The sequence below is a fragment of the Streptomyces sp. NPDC058701 genome (assembly GCF_042715295.1).
In the GTDB taxonomy this organism is placed as follows: domain Bacteria; phylum Actinomycetota; class Actinomycetes; order Streptomycetales; family Streptomycetaceae; genus Streptomyces.
The window spans coordinates 1-17379 of the sequence record NZ_JBHXSY010000029.1; the positions used below are offsets into that span (position 1 = coordinate 1).

At 75.7% G+C, this 17379-nt stretch carries 15 protein-coding genes and 1 pseudogene; 5 read left to right on the top strand and 11 right to left on the bottom strand.

Annotated elements, in window-relative coordinates; all coding sequences use genetic code 11:
- Positions 1 to 192 precede the first annotated feature (192 nt).
- Entirely contained in the window at positions 193 to 1068 is an 876-nt protein-coding gene (locus ACFWW8_RS26380) for a diacylglycerol kinase (protein ID WP_386532051.1), read from the bottom strand.
- 184 nt (positions 1069 to 1252) lie between these two features.
- Here ACFWW8_RS26380 and ACFWW8_RS26385 point away from each other — a divergent pair, with 184 nt between their 5' ends.
- Positions 1253 to 2536 (top strand): adenylosuccinate synthase, encoded by a 1284-nt coding sequence (locus ACFWW8_RS26385; protein WP_386531906.1) that lies wholly within the window; start codon positions 1253 to 1255, stop codon positions 2534 to 2536.
- A 149-nt stretch (positions 2537 to 2685) separates the two neighbouring features.
- Here the strand turns inward: ACFWW8_RS26385 and ACFWW8_RS26390 are convergent, their stop codons facing one another.
- The 5 genes from ACFWW8_RS26390 to trpC form a co-directional block, all read right to left on the bottom strand.
- Positions 2686 to 3564: an alpha/beta hydrolase gene (locus ACFWW8_RS26390; protein WP_386531908.1), complete on the bottom strand. Its 879-nt coding sequence runs from the start codon at positions 3562 to 3564 to the stop codon at positions 2686 to 2688.
- 171 nt (positions 3565 to 3735) lie between these two features.
- Positions 3736 to 4914 carry a kynureninase gene (kynU, locus tag ACFWW8_RS26395; protein WP_386532053.1) on the bottom strand — a complete coding sequence of 393 codons (1179 nt, stop codon included), beginning with the start codon at positions 4912 to 4914 and terminating at the stop codon, positions 3736 to 3738.
- Between the two features lie 151 nt (positions 4915 to 5065).
- Positions 5066 to 5911 (bottom strand): tryptophan 2,3-dioxygenase family protein, encoded by an 846-nt coding sequence (locus ACFWW8_RS26400; RefSeq protein ID WP_386531910.1) that lies wholly within the window; start codon positions 5909 to 5911, stop codon positions 5066 to 5068.
- Between the two features lie 262 nt (positions 5912 to 6173).
- A complete protein-coding gene (locus tag ACFWW8_RS26405) occupies positions 6174 to 6587 on the bottom strand; it encodes a DUF3151 domain-containing protein (RefSeq protein ID WP_386531912.1) in 414 nt (137 codons plus the stop codon).
- 50 nt (positions 6588 to 6637) lie between these two features.
- On the bottom strand, positions 6638 to 7648 hold the full coding sequence (gene trpC, locus ACFWW8_RS26410; protein ID WP_386531914.1) for an indole-3-glycerol phosphate synthase TrpC: 1011 nt from the start codon (positions 7646 to 7648) through the stop codon (positions 6638 to 6640).
- 348 nt (positions 7649 to 7996) lie between these two features.
- Between trpC and ACFWW8_RS26415 the strand changes: the two genes are divergently transcribed.
- Positions 7997 to 9259, top strand: coding sequence for an IS701 family transposase (locus ACFWW8_RS26415; protein ID WP_386531916.1), 1263 nt, complete (start codon positions 7997 to 7999; stop codon positions 9257 to 9259).
- A gap of 75 nt (positions 9260 to 9334) precedes the next feature.
- On the opposite strand, the gene ACFWW8_RS26420 is transcribed toward ACFWW8_RS26415, so the two are convergent.
- The gene (locus ACFWW8_RS26420; protein ID WP_386531918.1) at positions 9335 to 11395 is read right to left on the bottom strand and encodes a helix-turn-helix domain-containing protein; all 2061 of its coding nucleotides are present in this window, start codon (positions 11393 to 11395) and stop codon (positions 9335 to 9337) included.
- A gap of 490 nt (positions 11396 to 11885) precedes the next feature.
- On the opposite strand from ACFWW8_RS26420, the gene ACFWW8_RS26425 reads away from it, so the two are divergent.
- Complete coding sequence (locus ACFWW8_RS26425) at positions 11886 to 12584, top strand: methyltransferase domain-containing protein (protein WP_386531920.1); 699 nt, start codon at positions 11886 to 11888, stop codon at positions 12582 to 12584.
- A gap of 470 nt (positions 12585 to 13054) precedes the next feature.
- Here the strand turns inward: ACFWW8_RS26425 and ACFWW8_RS26430 are convergent, their stop codons facing one another.
- Positions 13055 to 13210 carry a hypothetical protein gene (locus ACFWW8_RS26430; RefSeq protein WP_386531922.1) on the bottom strand — a complete coding sequence of 52 codons (156 nt, stop codon included), beginning with the start codon at positions 13208 to 13210 and terminating at the stop codon, positions 13055 to 13057.
- A gap of 554 nt (positions 13211 to 13764) precedes the next feature.
- Between ACFWW8_RS26430 and ACFWW8_RS26435 the strand changes: the two are divergent.
- Positions 13765 to 14379, top strand: a pseudogene (locus tag ACFWW8_RS26435) (FAD/NAD(P)-binding protein); the annotation flags it as partial.
- Between the two features lie 15 nt (positions 14380 to 14394).
- Here the strand turns inward: ACFWW8_RS26435 and ACFWW8_RS26440 are convergent.
- Positions 14395 to 14775 carry a winged helix-turn-helix transcriptional regulator gene (locus tag ACFWW8_RS26440; RefSeq protein ID WP_386531924.1) on the bottom strand — a complete coding sequence of 127 codons (381 nt, stop codon included), beginning with the start codon at positions 14773 to 14775 and terminating at the stop codon, positions 14395 to 14397.
- Positions 14776 to 14924: 149 nt separating this feature from the next.
- Between ACFWW8_RS26440 and ACFWW8_RS26445 the strand changes: the two genes are divergently transcribed.
- The gene (locus ACFWW8_RS26445; RefSeq protein ID WP_386531926.1) at positions 14925 to 15332 is read left to right on the top strand and encodes a RidA family protein; all 408 of its coding nucleotides are present in this window, start codon (positions 14925 to 14927) and stop codon (positions 15330 to 15332) included.
- A 40-nt stretch (positions 15333 to 15372) separates the two neighbouring features.
- Here ACFWW8_RS26445 and ACFWW8_RS26450 read toward each other — a convergent pair whose 3' ends face one another.
- Both ACFWW8_RS26450 and ACFWW8_RS26455 read right to left on the bottom strand, forming a co-directional pair.
- Complete coding sequence (locus ACFWW8_RS26450) at positions 15373 to 16158, bottom strand: BTAD domain-containing putative transcriptional regulator (protein WP_386531928.1); 786 nt, start codon at positions 16156 to 16158, stop codon at positions 15373 to 15375.
- A gap of 360 nt (positions 16159 to 16518) precedes the next feature.
- Positions 16519 to 17244 carry a ScbR family autoregulator-binding transcription factor gene (locus ACFWW8_RS26455; protein ID WP_386531930.1) on the bottom strand — a complete coding sequence of 242 codons (726 nt, stop codon included), beginning with the start codon at positions 17242 to 17244 and terminating at the stop codon, positions 16519 to 16521.
- Positions 17245 to 17379 lie beyond the last annotated feature (135 nt).

Below are 17379 nucleotides of genomic sequence, written 5' to 3' on the forward strand. Positions count from 1 at the left end.
TGTGACGCGTATCACCTCTCCGTGATCCGGTGGGCCCCGCCTCCGGCCGGGCGCGGGCCCCCCCCCGGGGCGGCGGGCCCCGGGGCCGGCCCCGGGGCCGGCCCTGCGGCGGCCGGCCCCGTCGCGAGGTGGGAGGCCGAGGCGGCCGAGGCGGCCGAGGCGGCCGTCCGGGAGGGGCCCGTCACGGCCGCGTCAGCTGGGCCGGGTGAGCGCCCAGGCCGCCGGGTGCAGGGTCCACGTACGGCGGCGGACCGGGCCCGCCACGGCCGCGTCGGCGCGGTAGCGGAAGTCGGGGCCCGACACCGTCACCGTCTTGGCCCGGGCCCGCACCACCGCGGCCGGGCCCGCCCCCGCGAGGCCGCCGGCCGTGCGGACCACGACCTCCGCGAGCCCGCCGTCGTCCCGCGTGCCCACCGAGACCTCCGCCACAGGGCGGTCCACGTCCACCAGCACCACCCCGTCTGCCTCCACCCGCAGCCGGCGCGGCGCCGGGCCCCCGCCGCCCACCGGGCGGACCAGCGACCGCACCAGCGACCGGTACGCGCTCCACACCGACGGCTCGGACCCCGGCCCCCCGGCCGAGCCGGAGCCGCCCCCGGGCCCCGCGCCGGACGCGCCCGCCCGCAGCGGCGGGATCCGCAGCGCGCCCAGCACCACCCCGTCGCTGTCGTCGACCAGCAGATCGCACATGCGCACCGAACCGTCGAGCACCGCCCGCGCCGCCGTGACGGCCGACTGGGGCACGCCGAGCGACCGGGCCAGCCCCAGCGAGGTCGCCTGGCCCACCGGGATCAGCGACACGGCCCCTCCGGCCAGCGCCCGCTCGCGGTGCAGCAGCCCGACGGCACGCACCAGCGCCCGGTCGTCACCCACGATCACCGGCTGCCGATGACCCCGGCGGGCGAGGGCCCGCGCAAATTCCTCCTGCGAATCCGGGAGGCAGATTTTCGCCGCCGCTCCCGCTGACAACACATCTTTCGCGATCCGCACGGACTCGCCGTCAAGACGGCGGGCGACCGGGTCGACGAGCACCAGCAGGCCGCCTACCGGCGCGCCCGCATGGCTCATGGTGGGCTCTGGAGCCGACACCTCGGTCCTTCCTCGGGTAGCATCTTTGTGCAAGAGGCCCTTGCGCTATTGCGCCAGGGCCTTCGTCTATTCCGGGGTACCGGTCCGACGGCTCAGCCTGCGGTGTACATCGTCGTACGCCCCCTGACCTTGGACATGCCCCATCCGGAAGAGGTGTACGCCTGTGCCCGCTCTTGTGCTGCTCGGAGCTCAGTGGGGTGACGAGGGCAAGGGAAAGGCCACCGACCTGCTCGGTGGATCCGTTGACTATGTAGTGCGCTACCAGGGTGGCAACAATGCCGGCCACACGGTCGTCGTGGGCGACCAGAAGTACGCACTGCACCTTCTCCCCTCCGGCATCCTCTCCCCCGGATGCACCCCTGTCATCGGCAACGGCGTCGTCGTCGACCCGGCCGTCCTGCTCTCCGAGCTGCGCGGCCTGAACGAGCGCGGCATCGATACCTCCAAACTGCTGATCAGCGGCAACGCGCACCTGATCACGCCGTACAACGTAACCCTCGACAAGGTCGGCGAGCGCTTCCTCGGCAAGCGCAAGATCGGTACGACCGGCCGCGGCATCGGGCCGACGTACGCGGACAAGATCAACCGCGTCGGCATCCGCGTCCAGGACCTGTACGACGAGTCCATCCTCACCCAGAAGGTCGAGGCGGCGCTGGAGGGCAAGAACCAGCTCCTCGCGAAGCTGTACAACCGCCGCGCGATCGAGGCGGAGGCCATCGTCGAGGAGATGCTCCAGTACGCGGAGCAGATCAAGGGCTACGTCGCCGACACCACCCTGATCCTCAACAACGCGCTCGACGAGAACAAGGTCGTGCTCTTCGAGGGCGGCCAGGGCACCCTGCTCGACGTCGACCACGGCACGTACCCCTTCGTGACCTCCTCGAACCCGACCGCCGGCGGCGCCTGCACCGGCACCGGCGTGGGCCCGACGAAGATCAGCCGCGTCATCGGCATCCTCAAGGCCTACACGACCCGCGTCGGCGCCGGCCCGTTCCCGACCGAGCTGTTCGACAAGGACGGCGAGGACCTGCGCCGCATCGGCGGCGAGCGCGGTGTGACCACCGGCCGCGACCGTCGCTGCGGCTGGTTCGACGCGCCGATCGCGCGCTACGCCACCCGCGTGAACGGCCTGACGGACTTCTTCCTCACCAAGCTGGACGTGCTGACCGGCTGGGAGCAGATCCCGGTGTGCGTCGCGTACGAGATCGACGGCAAGCGCGTCGAGGAGCTCCCGTACTCGCAGACCGACTTCCACCACGCGAAGCCGATCTACGAATACCTCCCCGGCTGGTCCGAGGACATCACCAAGGCCAAGACCTTCGAGGACCTCCCGGCGAACGCCCGGGCGTACGTCAAGGCCCTGGAGGAGATGTCGGGCGCCCCGATCTCCGCGATCGGCGTCGGCCCCGGCCGGACCGAGACGATCGAGATCAACTCGTTCCTCTAGCCGCCCCGGGCCCACGGGCCCACCGGCCGACCGGCCCACCCGGAGGGGCGGGACGCGCACCACGCGTCCCGCCCCTCCGTCGTGCCCGGGCACCGGTCCGGCCGGGGAACTCGCCGGGGTGCGGGCGGCCGCCCGCAGCCGGCCGGGCTCTACCAGGCCAGTTGTGAGATCTCCTCCGCGACCACCGCGCACGCGTCCGCCGCCGGGTCGATCAGCGGAAAGTGACCGACGCCGTCCAGCAGCGTCAGCCCGACCAGCTCACCCGCGCGCGCCGCCGCGGCCACGTACGACTCCGCCACCCGCTCCGGGACCACGATGTCGTCCCGGCCCTGGACCACCGCCGTGGCGATCCCCGTCGGCAGCAGCGCCGAGGGGTCCGCGTACGGCAGCCGCTCCTCGAAGTGGTCCTTGCCGCCCAGGAGCTGGCCGGAAGCACCCCCGCACACCCCGAGCTCCTGCGCCAGCGCGAAGTCCGCGATGGGAGCCAGCGCCACCACGCCGCGCAGCACCGGCGCGGAAGGCAGCCTCCACGGCGACCCCGCCGGCAGGACGTGCCGGGCCGCGGCCCACAGCGCGAGGTGGCCGCCGGCCGAGTGGCCGGTGACGACCGTACGGCGGACGTCGGCGTCCGGCAGGGCGGCCGCGGCGAGCGCCGGGAGGGCGTCCAGCGCGGCGGCGACGTCGTCGAAGGTCTCGGGCCAGCGCCCCGCGACGGGGCCGTCCGCGTCCTGGTGCGGTACCGGACTGCCGCGCCGGTACTCGACGTTGGCCACGGCGAAGCCGCGCCGGGCCAGGAAGTCGGCGAAGGGGGTGACGTGCTGCCGGTCGTACGGGGCCCGCCAGGCGCCGCCGTGCAAGAGCACCACCAGCGGGACCGGGCCGCGGGCCGCGCCGCGCGGGGCGTAGAAGTCGACGACCTGGTCGGGGTGGTCCCCGTACGCGGCGGTCGTGTCCGGCACGACGGGCGGGTGGGCGAAGGCCGAGGCGGCCTCGGCGGCGTCCCGTTCCACAGCGGCGGGGTCCGTCATCGGCTCAACCTCTCGGTAACGCGTGGGGCAGCGGGGGCAGGTGTTCCGGTGTTCCGGCAGAGCGGGACCGTATCAGTCTGGAACGGCGCGTTCCGTGCGGGGGCGGGGACGTACGACGGCGGGCGGAGCCGTAGCCCCGCCCGCCGCGTGAGGTGACGTTTCGCTACCGGGTCACCCGAAAATGTGACCCAGGGTGCGCGCGGCACGCTCGACGTCGGCGAATCCGACGTAGAGCGGGGTGAAGCCGAAGCGCAGGAGGTCGGGACCGCGGAAGTCCCCGATGACGTCGCGGGAGATGAGCTCCGCCATGATCGCGCGGGCGTTCTCGGCGCGCAGGGACACCTGGCTGCCGCGGTGGGCGTGCCGGACCGGGGTGACCGACTCGACGCACCCGTTCGGGACGTACGCCGCCACGCATTCGAGGAAGAAGTCGCTCAGCGCGAGGGACTTGGCCCGCACCGCCTCGACGGAGACCCCGTCCCAGACGTCGAGCGCCGACTCCAGGGCCAGCATGGACAGGATGTCCGGGGTACCGACCCGACCGCGCCGCGCGCCGGCGGCCGGGGTGTACCCCGGGGTCATGGCGAAGGGGTCGGCGTGCCCGGTCCAGCCGGGGAGCGGGGAGTCGAAGGCGGCCTGGTGGCGTTCGGCGATGTAGAGGTACGCGGGGGAACCGGGGCCCCCGTTCAGGTATTTGTACGTACAGCCGACCGCCAGGTCCACGGCGTTCTCGTCGAGGCCGACGGGCAGGGCGCCCGCGGAGTGGCACAGGTCCCAGACGACGACGGCCCCGGCGGCACGGGCCGCCGCGGTCAGTGCGGCCAGGTCGTGGAGCCGTCCGGTGCGGTAGTCGACGTGGTTGAGGAGGACGACGGCGGTGTCCGCGTCCATCGCCTCCGCCGCGTGCGTGGGGTCCACCGGGGTGACCGTGAGGCCGGTCATCCGGGCCGCCGAGGCGGCGATGTAGCCGTCGGTGGGGAAGGTGGCGGCGTCGACCAGCAGGGTGGTGCGGCCGGGGACGGCGAGGCGGGCCGCCCCGACGAGGGCCTTGAAGAGGTTGACGCTGGTGGAGTCGCCGACCACCACCTGGCCGGGGCCCGCACCGATGAGCGGGGCGAGCTTGTCGCCGATCCGTTCGGGCGCGGTCCACCAGTCGGAGTCGTCCCAGGAGCGGATGAGGAGCTCGCCCCACTGCCGCCGGGCGACGTCCGCCAACGTCCCCGGCACCGCGGACGGCAGGGCTCCGAGGGAGTTGCCGTCCAGGTACACGAGGCCGTCGGGGAGGGTGAAGCGGTCCCGGAGCTTGCCGAGCTCGTCGGCGGTGTCCAGGAGCGCGGCGCGGGCCGCCAGGTCCCCCGGGAGGGGGGCCGGAGCGGGTGCGGTGGGTGCGGGGGCGCTACGGGCGGGGGCCTTCGCGGGCGCCGGCCCGGACACGGTCGGCTCAGACACGGTCGGCTCGGACACGGTCGGCTCAGACACGGTCGGCTCAGACACGGTCGGCTCAGACATAGCTGCGCGCCGTCCAGAGTTCCGGGAAGACGTTCTTCGTCGCGCGCTTCTCCAGCCAGGTCACCCCGGCGGAGCCGCCCGTGCCGGTCTTCGCGCCCATCGCGCGGCGGGTCGCCACCAGGTGGTCGTTGCGCCAGCGCCAGACCAGTTCGGCGACGTCCGTCATGACCTCGCCGAGGCGGTGCAGGTCGGGGTGGGCGTCGGGGTCGGCGTACAGGGCCGTCCAGACGGCCTCGACCTCGGCCGAGGGCTCGTAGCGCTGCGAGAGGTCGCGGTCCAGGACGGCGGACGGGACCGGGAGGCCGCGGCGGGCCAGGAGGCGCAGGACCTCGTCGTACAGGCTGGGCTCGTGCAGGGCCTTCTCCAGCTCCGCGTGGACGCGCGGGGCGCCGCGGTGCGGGACCAGCATGGAGGCGGACTTGTCGCCGAGCAGGAACTCCATCCGGCGGTACATCGCCGACTGGAAACCGGAGCCCTCGCCGAGGGCGGAGCGGTAGGCGTTGAACTGCCCGGGGGTGAGCTGGGCGAGCGGACGCCAGGAGGCGTTGAGCGCCTCCAGCTCGCGGAGGGATCGTTTCAGCGCGTCCATCGCGACCGGCAGCCGGTCCTCGCGGACGGCCTTCGCGGCGGTCTCCCACTCGTGGACGATGACCGTGAACCACAGCTCCATGACCTGGGTGGTGACCAGGAAGACCATCTCGCCGGGGTCGTCCGAGCGGAGGTGCTGGAGGTGGGTGAGGACGTCCGCCTGGACGTAGTCCTCGTACGGGGTGGTGCCGTCGAAGTCGAGGTTCGGGGTGTCCGAACCGGCTCCGGAGGCATCAAGGGTTTTCGACATCGCTGTCTCCTCGACACGTGCTTCCGGGTAGCGGTCCGCTCCTTCCGTTGGGTGAGTGGAGCCCCGGTCCCCTGCCCGCATCATAGGACGCGTCCGTGGCGGCGCTCCAGCGGGGAGTGACGCAGGTCACATGAACGTGCCCGCGCCACCCGCTGTCACCGCTGCCGGACGTCGCCGGACGTCGCCGGACGTCGCCGGACGTCGCCGGATGTCGCCGGCCTTCGCCGGCTTCGCCTGTCTGCGCCGGCGCGCTGTCGGACGCTCAGGCGCCCAGCGCGTCCGCCGCCGTCGGGGAGGAGTCGCGCAGGAAGGTCGAGCAGCGCTCGTACTCCTCCTTCTCGCCGATCGCCTCGGCCGCGCGGGACAGGGCGCCCAGGGCGCGCAGGAAGCCGCGGTTCGGCTCGTGCTCCCACGGGACCGGGCCGTGGCCCTTCCAGCCGGCGCGGCGCAGGGCGTCGAGGCCGCGGTGGTAGCCGGTACGGGCGTAGGCGTACGACTCGACGGTGTTGCCCGCGGCGAACGCCTCGTCGGCGAGGACCGCCCAGGCGAGCGAGGAGGTGGGGTGCGCGGCCGCCACCTCGACGGCGGGGGTCCCGGCGGCGATGGCCTCGCGGCCGGGCTCGTCGGGGAGGTGGGTGGGGGCGGGGCCCCCGAGGAGGTTCTGGTGAATGGACATGCGCACAGTCTGGCGGACCGCGTACGGGGACGTACCGCCGACCGGGTCGGTCAGCGGGGCGCGCGGGGGGCCGGGCGGCGGCGGGCGCCCGCGGCGACCAGCGTGGCCACCGCACGGCGGGGGGCGCGGGCGGTCACCAGCGCCTCGCCGACCAGGACGGCGTCCGCGCCCTCGGCGGCGTACGCGGCCACGTCCCGGGCGTCGCGGATCCCCGACTCGGCGACCCGCACGACGTCGTCGGGGATCGCGGCGGCGAGCTTCGCGAAGGTCCGGCGGTCCACCTCCAGGGTGTGCGGGTCACGGGCGTTGACCACGGTCAGGCGGGCCCCGGCGGCGACCGCGCGGGCCACCTCCTCCTCGGTGCGGACCTCGACCAGCGGGGTCAGCCCGATGTCCTCGGCGAGCCGGACCAGCACGGCCAGGTCGTTCCGGGGCAGCGCCGCCACGATCAGCAGCACGAGGTCGGCCTGGTGGGCGCGGGCCTCCCACAACTGGTACGGGGTGACGACGAAGTCCTTGCGCAGGACCGGTACGCGGACCCGCGCGCGGACCGCGTCGAGGTCGGCCAGGCAGCCGCGGAAACGTCGCTCCTCGGTGAGGACGCTGACCATCGCCGCGCCGCCCGCCTCGTACTCGGCGGCCAGCGCGGCCGGGTCGGGGACGCCGGCGAGCGGTCCCGCGGACGGGCTGGCGCGCTTGATCTCGGCGATGACCTGGACGCCTGCGGGCCGCCGCAGGGCGGCCACCGCGTCGATGGGCGGCGGGCCGACGGCGGCCAGGCTCTTCAGGTCGCCGAGCGGCACGCGCAGTTGACGTACGGTCAGGTCGGCGCGGACTCCCTCGATGATGGCCGCGAGCGCCCGATGCGCGCTGCCGTGGGCGCCCGTGGCGCCCCGGCTGCCGGAGCTGCCGCTTCCGGCCGAGCTGCCGTTTACGGCCGAGGCGGCCGTGGCGGCCGAGCCGGCCGTGGCGGCCGTGCCACCGGGACCGCGCGCACCGCCCGCGCCGCCGTTGCCGCCCGCGCCCCGCGCGCTCATCGCACCGGCCCGCGTCGAGGGCACCGCTCCTGCCGAGGGCCGCGCTCCCGGGTCGTGCTCAAGGAAAGTCGTCCTCCCGCGTTCCGTGCACGGCAGGGCGATCGGCCGACGTGTCACGTACCGCGATCCTCGGCCTTCCGCTCCCCGCGGACAACGCCCGAACCCCCCGTATGTCACCTTCGCGGTGGTCCCGCCACCGCGGAGGCGGCGCACCGGGCCGTCCCCCCCCGGCGGACGCCCCCGGCCCCCGGGGGGGGTGGTGGCCGGACACCACCCCCCGGCCCGAGCCAGGTGGCCGGAACACCTCCCCCGCCACCGGGCCGCCGGTGGACGGTGGGACCGCAGCAGACTCAGCCAAGGGGGGGCAAAGTCGTGACCACCGTCATGAACACCATCGTCCGGAAGGAAGGAACCGCCGCGGGGGCGCAGGGGGGCCGCGCCGGCGCGGGCCGCACCGGGCGCGACGCGCGCGACGCGCTCGACGCGGTGACCGAGGACCTGTGCACCACGGTGTTCGCCTCGCTCCGCCGCCGCGACCAGCGGGAGAAGGGCCTCCAGTACGTACGGGGCCTGCTCACCACCAGCGGACGCAAGTCCATCCGCGGCATCGCCGCGCAGGTCGGGGGGCCCGCCGCGGAGCAGAGCCTGCACCACTTCATCTCCAGCTCCACCTGGGACTGGGAGCCCATCCGCACGGCGCTGATCCACCGGCTCGCGGCCGACGGCCCGCTCGCGGCCTGGGTCGCCCAGCCGATGGCCATCCCCAAGGGCGGCGAGCACTCGGTGGGTGCGGGTCACCGCTTCGACCCGCACCAGGGGCAGATGTTCCGCGGACAGCAGGCCTTCGGCACCTGGTTCACCTCGCCCGGGGTGGCCACCCCCGTCGGCTGGCGGCTGTTCCTGCCCGACGCCGAGGGCCCCGCGGGGGTACGGGCCAACACCGCCCGGCCCACCGGCGCCGAGGACGCGCCCGCGCACCCCGTCCCGTACGAGGAGTGCGCCGCCCTCGGCGTCATCGAGACCGTCCGCGGCAGCGGCCTGCCCGTCCGCCCCGTGGTCCTCGACATCCGGGACATCGGCACCCGGCTGACCATGAACCGTTTCGCCGAGGCCCGCGTGCCCGTCATCGCCCGGATCAGCCCGGCCGCCAGGCTCCTGGTCACCGACCCCTCGCTGCCCGGCTACGGCTCCGGCGCCCTCGGTGCCGTGGACCTCCTCCAGTCCGTCAAGAGCCTGCGGATGCCCGTCGAATGGCCCGACCCGGCCGGTTCTCCGGCGCACCGCAGCACGCTGGCCGCGGCGGTCCGCGTGATGATGCCGGACCCGTCGCCAGCCCGCCGCCGGCAGCTGCTGCTCATCGGCGAGTGGACCGATCCGCGCAGGCTGCCGTCCCAGCTGTGGATCACCGACCTGACCCGGCCGCCGGTGGGACCACTGCTGCGGATGACCAAGCAGGCCCGCCGCGTCGCGCACTGCGTCCAGAACTCCGGCCGGGAGGTGGGCCTGCGCGACTACGCCGGCCGCTCCCTCCACGGCTGGCACCGCCACGTCACCCTGGCCTCCGTCGCCCACGCCGCCCACGCGCTGGCCGGGCAGGGGCGGCAGCAGCCGTACCCGGTGCGGCCGCTGCGCTGACCGGCCCGCCCCGGCGGTGTCCGTACGCCCGGGACCGTATGCCGGGACCCGCTGCGCCGCGGTCCGGCCCGCGTCCTACGCCGTGCCCGTCCGCTGCCGGTCCGCCTCCGTACGCCGGTCGTGCAGCACCCCGCGGGCCTTGCGCAGCCGCAGCGCCATCTGGATCTCCAGGGCGCGGTCCGGCTTCTGCCACAGGGGGCCGAGCAGTTCGGCGATGCGGTCCAGGCGGCGGGAGACGGTGTTGGCGTGGACGTGCAGGGCCTCGGCGGCGCGGGTGGGGCTGCCGCCCGCGTCGAAGTACGCCTCCAGGGTGCGGGTCAGCTCCGTGAGGCGGATCGCGTCGTACGCGAGGACCGGCCCGACGGTCGACTCGATGAACGCGTCCACGTCGTGGTCGGTGGACAACAGCATTCCGAGGAAGCCGAGTTCGCTGAGCGAGGCGGTGCCCCCGGCACCGTCCAGCGCGGTCAGGGCGTCCAGGCAGCGCACGGCCTCCGCGTACACCCGGGCCACCTCGCCCGCGCCCGCCGACGGCCCGGCCGCCCCGGTGGACACCGGGTGCCCGAGCATCGGCGACAGCTCGGCCGAGACCTGCCGGGCGGCGGCCGAGGCGTCGGAGCCGGGCAGCACCAGCACGATGCAGCCGCGGCGCACCCCCTTGAGGCCGTTCATCCGGTACGCGTACGAGGACGCCCAGGCCACGGCCTTGCCCAGCTCCCCGCCCTCGGGCCGGGCCACCACGACCACGTGGGGCTGCTCCAGTTCCACGCCCAGGCGCCGCGTGCGCTCCAGCAGGTGCCGGTCGGAGCGGTCGGACCGGTCGGCGCGGCCGGTCCGGTCCAGCAGGTCCTGGAGGAGCTCCTCGTGGACCGGGCCCTCGGCGGCCGCCGTACCGCGCTGGATCAGGACCAGCGCGGCCACCGTCTGCGCGGCCATCTGCAGCAGCCGTACGTCCTCGGCCGTGAGCGGAGCCGAGGCGTGCAGCACCAGGACCCCGAGGTCCTCGGCGCCGGCGAGCACCGGGGCCAGCCACACGTCACCGGGCAGTTCCACCGGGCGCCGGTCGGTGTGCACCACCAGCGCCGCCTTGGCCACGGCCTCCTCGTCGAGGGCCGCGGGCAGCGGCCCGGTGGAGACCAGCGGGCGGCCACCGGGGTCGCGTACCTGCAGGACGCCGTCGAGCGCGTCCGCGGTGGCCCGGGCCAGCGTCGACAGGCCCGCCCCGTCCAGGACCAGCCCGGCCAGCCGGGCGTGGCACTCCCACAGGTAACGCACCCGGGTCAGCGCGGTGTTGGTGCGGGACCCGAACCGCTCCAGCTCGGCGATCTCCGCACGGGCCCGCTCCAGCCGCCCGGCCCGGTCGGCGGCGACGGCCGCCAGGTCCGCGAGGGACAGCAGCAGCCCGGTCTCGTCCGGGGTGAAACGGCGCACGGTGCGGGCGGCCCCGTACAGGGCGCCCAGGGTCGCGTCCCCGGCCCGCAGCGGTACCGCGACCACCGCGCGCAGCCCCTCGGCCCGGACCGCCGCGTCGACGGCGGGCCCGCGCGGGACGGCCGCGTCGGCCGGGTAGTCGGCGGTCCACACCGGGGCGCGCCGGACCTGCGCCATCCCGCCCAGACCGGTCCGGGCGCCCAGGTCCAGGCCGGCGCTGAGCGCGGTGGTCCCGCCCTCGGAGATCCGTACGTACGCCGTGCCGTCCGGGCGGTCCAGGGACACCCAGGCCACGTCGAGCCCGAGCAGCCGGCTCGCCCGGCGGACGACGACCCGCAGCAGGGCGTCGAGGTCGTACGGGACGGTGAGGTCGTGCGCGGTGTCCGCCAACGCGGTGTGCGCCGCCTCCCGCTGACGGCCGGGCTCCCGCTGCGCGCCGCCGGTGCCCGCGCCGCCGCCGGTGCCCGCGCCGCCGCCGGTGCCCGCGCCGCCGCCGGTGCCCGTGCCGCCGCCGGTCCGTACCGCACGCGCCAGCTCCAGCGCCCGGGTCAGACCGGCGAGTTCCGCCCCGTTCGCGCCCGACCTGCGGGCCTCGTCCAGCAGCGCGTCGAACCGGGCCTGCGGGGCGTCCCGCGCGAGCAGTTCCAGCACGGCCAGCGGCCCGCCGCCCCCCGGCCCGACAGCGGCGCCTATGTCCCGATCCATCTCTGTCTCCCCCCGGCTGACCAGTGCTTTCAGGCCAGATGACCCCGAACCTAGGTTCCGGGTGGCGAGGGGTCAAGCGGATCCTGCGCGGCCGCGCGGCGACCCCCGGCGGCCGCGGGACGGCCGCGGGACGGCCGCGGGGTGGTCCCGCAACCGCCGCGGCCGCCAGGAGTGTCGCCGGGTCACCTTCTCGCCGTCCGGGGGCGGCCGCGAGGCTGGCCCCGGTACGGGACGAGGGGCGCGAGACGCCACGGGGGTAGGGAGCGTCATGACAGGCACCGGGGAGTACGGGCGTTCACCGGCGCACGGTCGTCCGTCGTGGGACCCGACCGGCGGTCGTCCTTCGTGGGACCCGACCGGCGGTCGTCCTTCGTGGGACCCGACCGGCGGTCGCGCGTCGTGGGACCCGATCGGCGGTCGCGCGTCGTGGGAGGCCGTCGACGGCCCGTCACCGGACCCGGCCGCCGCGCCCGGGGGGCCGGACGCGGCCGTGACGGGCAGGCCCGGCACCTTCACGCTGCGCGGCCGTACGTGGGACCTGCTGCCCGGCGTGCCCGCGCCGCCGCACTCCCGCTCCACCGACGTGGCGATGCGGATGCTCGGCTTCGGCGACCCCCTGACGGCCCCGCGCTCCGGCTCGTTCCTGGAGATCGGCAGTGGTACGGGCGTCATCGCCGTCTCCGCGGCCCTCGCCGGATGCGACCGCGTCGTCGGTACGGACACCAGCCCGCGGGCCGTGCGCAACACCGCCCTCAATGCCGCCCGGCACGGGGTGGCGGGCCTGGTGCGTGCCGTCGAGGGGGACTTCTTCTCCGGGCTCGGCGCCGACGAGCGGTTCTCCACCGTGTACTGGCACTCCGTCTCCGTGCCGGGGCCGGCCGGCTATCGGCAGGCCCACGGCCACACCGCCGACCCGGGGTACGCCGCGCACCGCCGCTACCTGACCGAGGCGCCCCGGTGGACCGCGCCCGGCGGGGTGGCGCTGCTGCACTTCAGCGACCGCGGGGACGTGCCGGGGCTGTGGAACCTCGCCGAATCGTGCGGCCGGGACCTGCGGGTGCTGCGCAGCCGCCGGGTCCGGGACGGCGTCGGGATGGTGGAGCACCTGCTGTTCGAGATCACCGTGGCCGCGGCGCCGGTTCCGCGCCGGGACGCGGCTCCGCGTACGGCCGCCCTGCCGCGGCCCTGAGCCGGGAGGCGGCCAGCACACGGGCCCGCGACCACACGGCGGCCCGCCGCCGCTCGTCGCGGGCCGCCGCCCCGGCATCCCCGGCCGCGGCCACGGGGCCCCGGGCCAGGGCCGGTTCGCGGGGCGCGTCCGGGCCCGCGCCGCCCATCGTCTCGCCGCGCAGCACCGCGTCCCGTACGACGGCGGCCGGGGCGGCGCCGGACAGCGCCACACCGGTGCCCCGGCCGACGAGGCCCGGTACGACGGCGGCCGCCGTCGCCGGGTCGAACCCCGTCCGCAGCAGCCGGTGCGGGCGGGCGCCCGCCGCGACCAGGGCGGACCAGCGCGGGTCGTCGCACCGCAGGTCGGCGCGGCGTACAGCAGCCGGGCCGTGTCGGCGGCGGCCCCCGGCGGTCCGGTGAGCCGCGGCCCCGACACGAAGGCGATCCGGGCCAGGTCCAGGACCGCCCGGTGCGCCCGGCCGAGACCGGTCAGCCGGCCTCCCGTACGGCCTCGTACGCCGCGGCCCCGAACACCGGCCCGCAGCAGACCCCCAGGCCCTCCCCGAGGCAGCGCACGACCGCGGCCAAGCCGTCCGGGGTGGCCCGTACGCCCATCAGGACGTTGGGCCGCCCGACGCGGCGCATCAGCCCTCAGGCGGCCGCCACCTGCGCGTCGGCGCCCCGGTGCCAGGGCGCGAGCGGCACCGCGACCAGCCCGTCCGCCCCGCGGCCGGCGGCGTACCGGCCCTGCGTCCGGACAGGCCGCCCGGCCGGTGCCGTCCAGCCAGGCGTGCACATCCTCGGCCGCGAGGCGGTCCAGGACGCCGCCGCCCGGCACCGGGCCGGGGTCTCCCACCGCGCTCAGCCAGCCGGGACGACGGTGAACGGCTCTTGCCGCGGGTTCCGTTGCCCACCACCGGGGCCGGGGAGGGCGCCGCCCGGCGACCCGCCGTGCGGTGCGGCCACCACGGTGCCGGACCGGTCGACGGGGGGAGTGCGCAGGTCCGGATGGTGCGACGGGCCGGGCCGGCCGGCACTCCGGGGCGGGCGAGTCCGCGACCTCTCCCGGTAACCCGCGGTAAGCGCGGACCTGACGGACCATCGGACGCGCCTTTGACGGTACCCCGTACGGAAAAGCACCCTTCCGGCGACGATGCCGCACGCGGCCCCACTGCCCCTCCGCGGAACGGAGCCCCCGCATGACCCCTCCCTCCCCCACCGAGCTGTGCCTGGTCGGAGCGGGCTCCCGCGGCCTCCGGGTCCTGGTGCGGCTGCTCGCCCGGGAGCACGGCCCCGCGCGCCGCCGCTCCCTCGTCGTCCACGTGGTCGACCCGGCCGTCCCCGGCGGGGACCCGGTCCGGCCCGCCGTGCGGTCCGGCAGCGCACCGCGTACGGCCGCCGCCGCCTCGCAGATCACCGTCTACGCGGAAGCGGAAGCGGAAGCGGGCCCGGAGGCGGAGCCCGGTGCCTGCGCGGACACCGCCGCGGCACCCGGCGGCCGGGCCGGGTGCGGTCCGAGCCTTTACGCGTGGGCCCGGTCCCTGGCCGCCTCGGCCGAAGAGGGCGAGCACGACGCGTGGACGCTCGACGAGGCCCGCCGCCTCGGCCCCGGCACCCGCCCCACGGCCGCCCTGCACGGCGCGTACCTGCGCGACGCGTTCGAGCGGCTGATGCGGGACGCCCCCGCCCACGTCACGGTCGAGGTGCACCGCGCCCGCGCCGTGGCGGTCACCGGGGGCCCCGGCCCGTCCGGCGGCCCCCGGAGCGTCCGCCTCGACGACGGGACCCGTCTCGACGGGCTCGACGGGGTCGTCCTGGCCCTCGGCCCGTCAGGCGCCGAAGCCGCGGCGGGCGGCCTCGATGTGGCCGAGGTACCGATGGGTCCAGTCGCACATCCTGTGGACGGTCTCGCGCAGGGCGCGGCCCGGCTCGGTGAGGGTGTACTCGACCCGCGGCGGCACGGTGGGGTGGACCTTGCGCACCGCCAGACCGTTGCGCTCCAGCATGCGCAGGTTCTGGGTGAGCATCTTGTGGCTGATGCCCTCGATCTCGTCCCGCACCTCGCTGAAGCGCAGTGTCCGCTCGCCCAGCACGTCGATGATCAGGAACGCCCATTTGTTGGCGACGTCCGAGAAGATCTCCCGCGCCAGCGAGTCCGCGCGCGTCAGGTCCGCGTCGTCCGGCGAGCCGCTGAACTGCTTGGTCACCACGAGGTTCCCCCGTCACCGAAAAGTGCGTTCTTCCATGTCAGCGGGCACTCTCCTACGGTTCCCGAGTAACCACAAGTGACCACGACAGTGATCACGACGGCGACCACGACGGTCACCACGACAGTGATCACGACGAGGAGGCGGGCAGCATGGCCATCACCCTGGTGAACCCCGAGGGACTGCCGGAGATCGGCGCCTACCGGCAGGTGTCGGTCGCGACCGGCTCCAGGCTGGTCTTCATCGCCGGGCAGGTCGCCTGGGACGCCCGCGGGGCGACGGTCGGCGAGGGCGACCTCGCCGCCCAGGTCGAGCAGTGCTACCTCAACATCGGTACCGCCCTGGCCGGCGTCGGCGGCTCCTTCGACGACGTGGCGAAGCTGACCCTCCACGTAGTCGACTGGACCCCCGACAAGATGCCCCTCGTCCTGGAGGGGATCGCGCGCGCGGGCGCGAAGCTCGGCGGCACCCCGGTGCCTCCGGGCACGCTGCTCGGCGTAGCGGCGCTGGACGTCCCCGAGCACCTGGTGGAGGTCGAGGCCACCGCGGTCCTCGACTGAGCCCCGGGCCGGTACGGGCGGTGCTCCGGCCCTCAGGCCCTCAGGCGCACTGGGCGCCCGCCGGGCCCATCAGCACGGCCCGGCGCAGGGCTCGTACGGCCGCCGCGGGCCCGCGGTCGTGGTCCGAGTCGAGCGCGGCCGCCAGGGAGTGCAGGTGGCGCAGGGACCCGACCCGCCGGCCGGACCGGCGCAGGGCCGCCCGGTACGGCTCGTCCGGCGCCTCGCGGCCACTGTGCCGGGCGAGCAGCGCGGAGAGCTCGGTGTGCAGCTCGCGGTGGCGCCCCAGGGCCAGACCGGCCTCCACCCACTGCCCGAGGACGGCGAGCCGGGACTCCTCCAGGGCCGCGATGCGGGCGCCGAGCCAGCCGCCCGCCTCGATCCCCGCGAAGGCCGGGCCGGTCCACAGGTCCAGCGCGCCGCGCAGCCGGCGGACCGCGGTCTCGAAGTCGCCCCGGGCCATGGCCCGGTAGCCGGCGCCCGCGCCGCGCTCGAACTCGTCGAGGTCGCAGCGGCCGCCGCCGGTGTCGAGAAGATACCCGCCGGGCACCGACGGAAGGACGCCGTCGGCGGTCCGCACCGCGCGGGGCCCGGCGTTCAGGGCGGCGGCCAGCCCGTCGCGCAGGACGCGCACCGCGGAGTGCGCGACGGCCCGGGCGTGTTCGGGCGGCACCCGGCCGGCCAGCTCGTCGGCCAGTACCGACACGGGAACCACCTGGTTGGCGTGGGCGGCGAGGACGGCGAGCACGTGCCGGGCCGCCGGAGTGGGTGCCACGACGAGCACCCCGTTCTCGCTGACGCGGAGCCCTCCGAGTACGTCGATGTCCACAGTTCTCTCCCCCAGAGCAGACCGGACGCGGCGGCGTTGGCGACGCCGTGCCAGTGAAAAATAATACCGGGGAGGATTTTTTGGCAACCTATGCCTGTCCGAGTTCTCCCGAACCGCCCCGAACGGCCTTCCCTCCCGCCCCGAATCCTCACCGGAGTGACCCCGGCCCGTCCCCCAACCGCCCCCGTCCGGGACCGGCGGACGAGGTGTCCGGCCGAGCCGTGCGGCCCCGGACACGCGGCCTCCGGGCACGCGGAAGCCCCGGACGGGACACCCCCTCGCGCGGGGCCCCCTCGTCCGGGGCTTCCGCCCGGCCCTCAGGCGCGGGCGCGGGCGGCCGGGCCGGCCGCCGCCGGTCCGTCAGGCTCCGGCGACGGCTCCGGCACCGGCCTCCGCGATCACCCGCGGGCCGGGTTCCCCTCCCCCCGTCGCGAGGACGGGAACTCCCGAGGCGCAGCCGTACGTACAGGGGTGCGTGCCCTGCGGGCCGTAGAGCGCCCGTGCCCCCCGGCCCGGCGCCGTGTCCAGCCGGATCGCCAGCGACGGCACCACGACGTTGGGCATCACGTGCGTGTAGAGCGCCGACACCTGCTCGTCCAGGTCCAGGTCCAGCATCTGCGACATCATGTTGAGACCCGCGTAGGACCCGACGATCAGCTGCGACGGCACGACCGGGTCGACCGTCGGCATCAGCTCGCCACGGGCCTTCGCCTCGGTCATCAGGGACACGTGCAGCTCGATCCACGCCGCGTACGGCGACGCCCGGTCCAGGCTCAGCGTGGTCTGGTCGAGGGTGAGCCGCGCGCTGGCCCGCATCAGCGAGTCGTGCCGCAGCCGGTGCGAGAAGATCATGCCGATGTCGACGAACTCCTGCACCTTGTACTCCTGGGGCGCCGCGTTCGGGGCGGACGCCACCTGCGCGTCGATCACCGCCTGCGCGAGGTGCTCCTTGGAGTCGAAGTGGAAGTAGAGCGCGCCCTTGGTCACCCGGGCGATGTTGACGATGTCGGAGAGCTTCGCCGCCTCGTACCCGCGCTCCTCGAACACCACCGCGGCCGCCTCGAGGATCGCCTGTCGGGTACGCACCGCGCGATCCTGCTTGACCTGGGGTCGTTCTGTCCTCATGTGCCGAGCCCTCTCCTGCCCCCGTCGGTCATGCCGCTGCGCTCGGAGTTCCCCCGGCAGCCAGCGGGTGAACCGTCCTCACCCACCCTCCCCAGC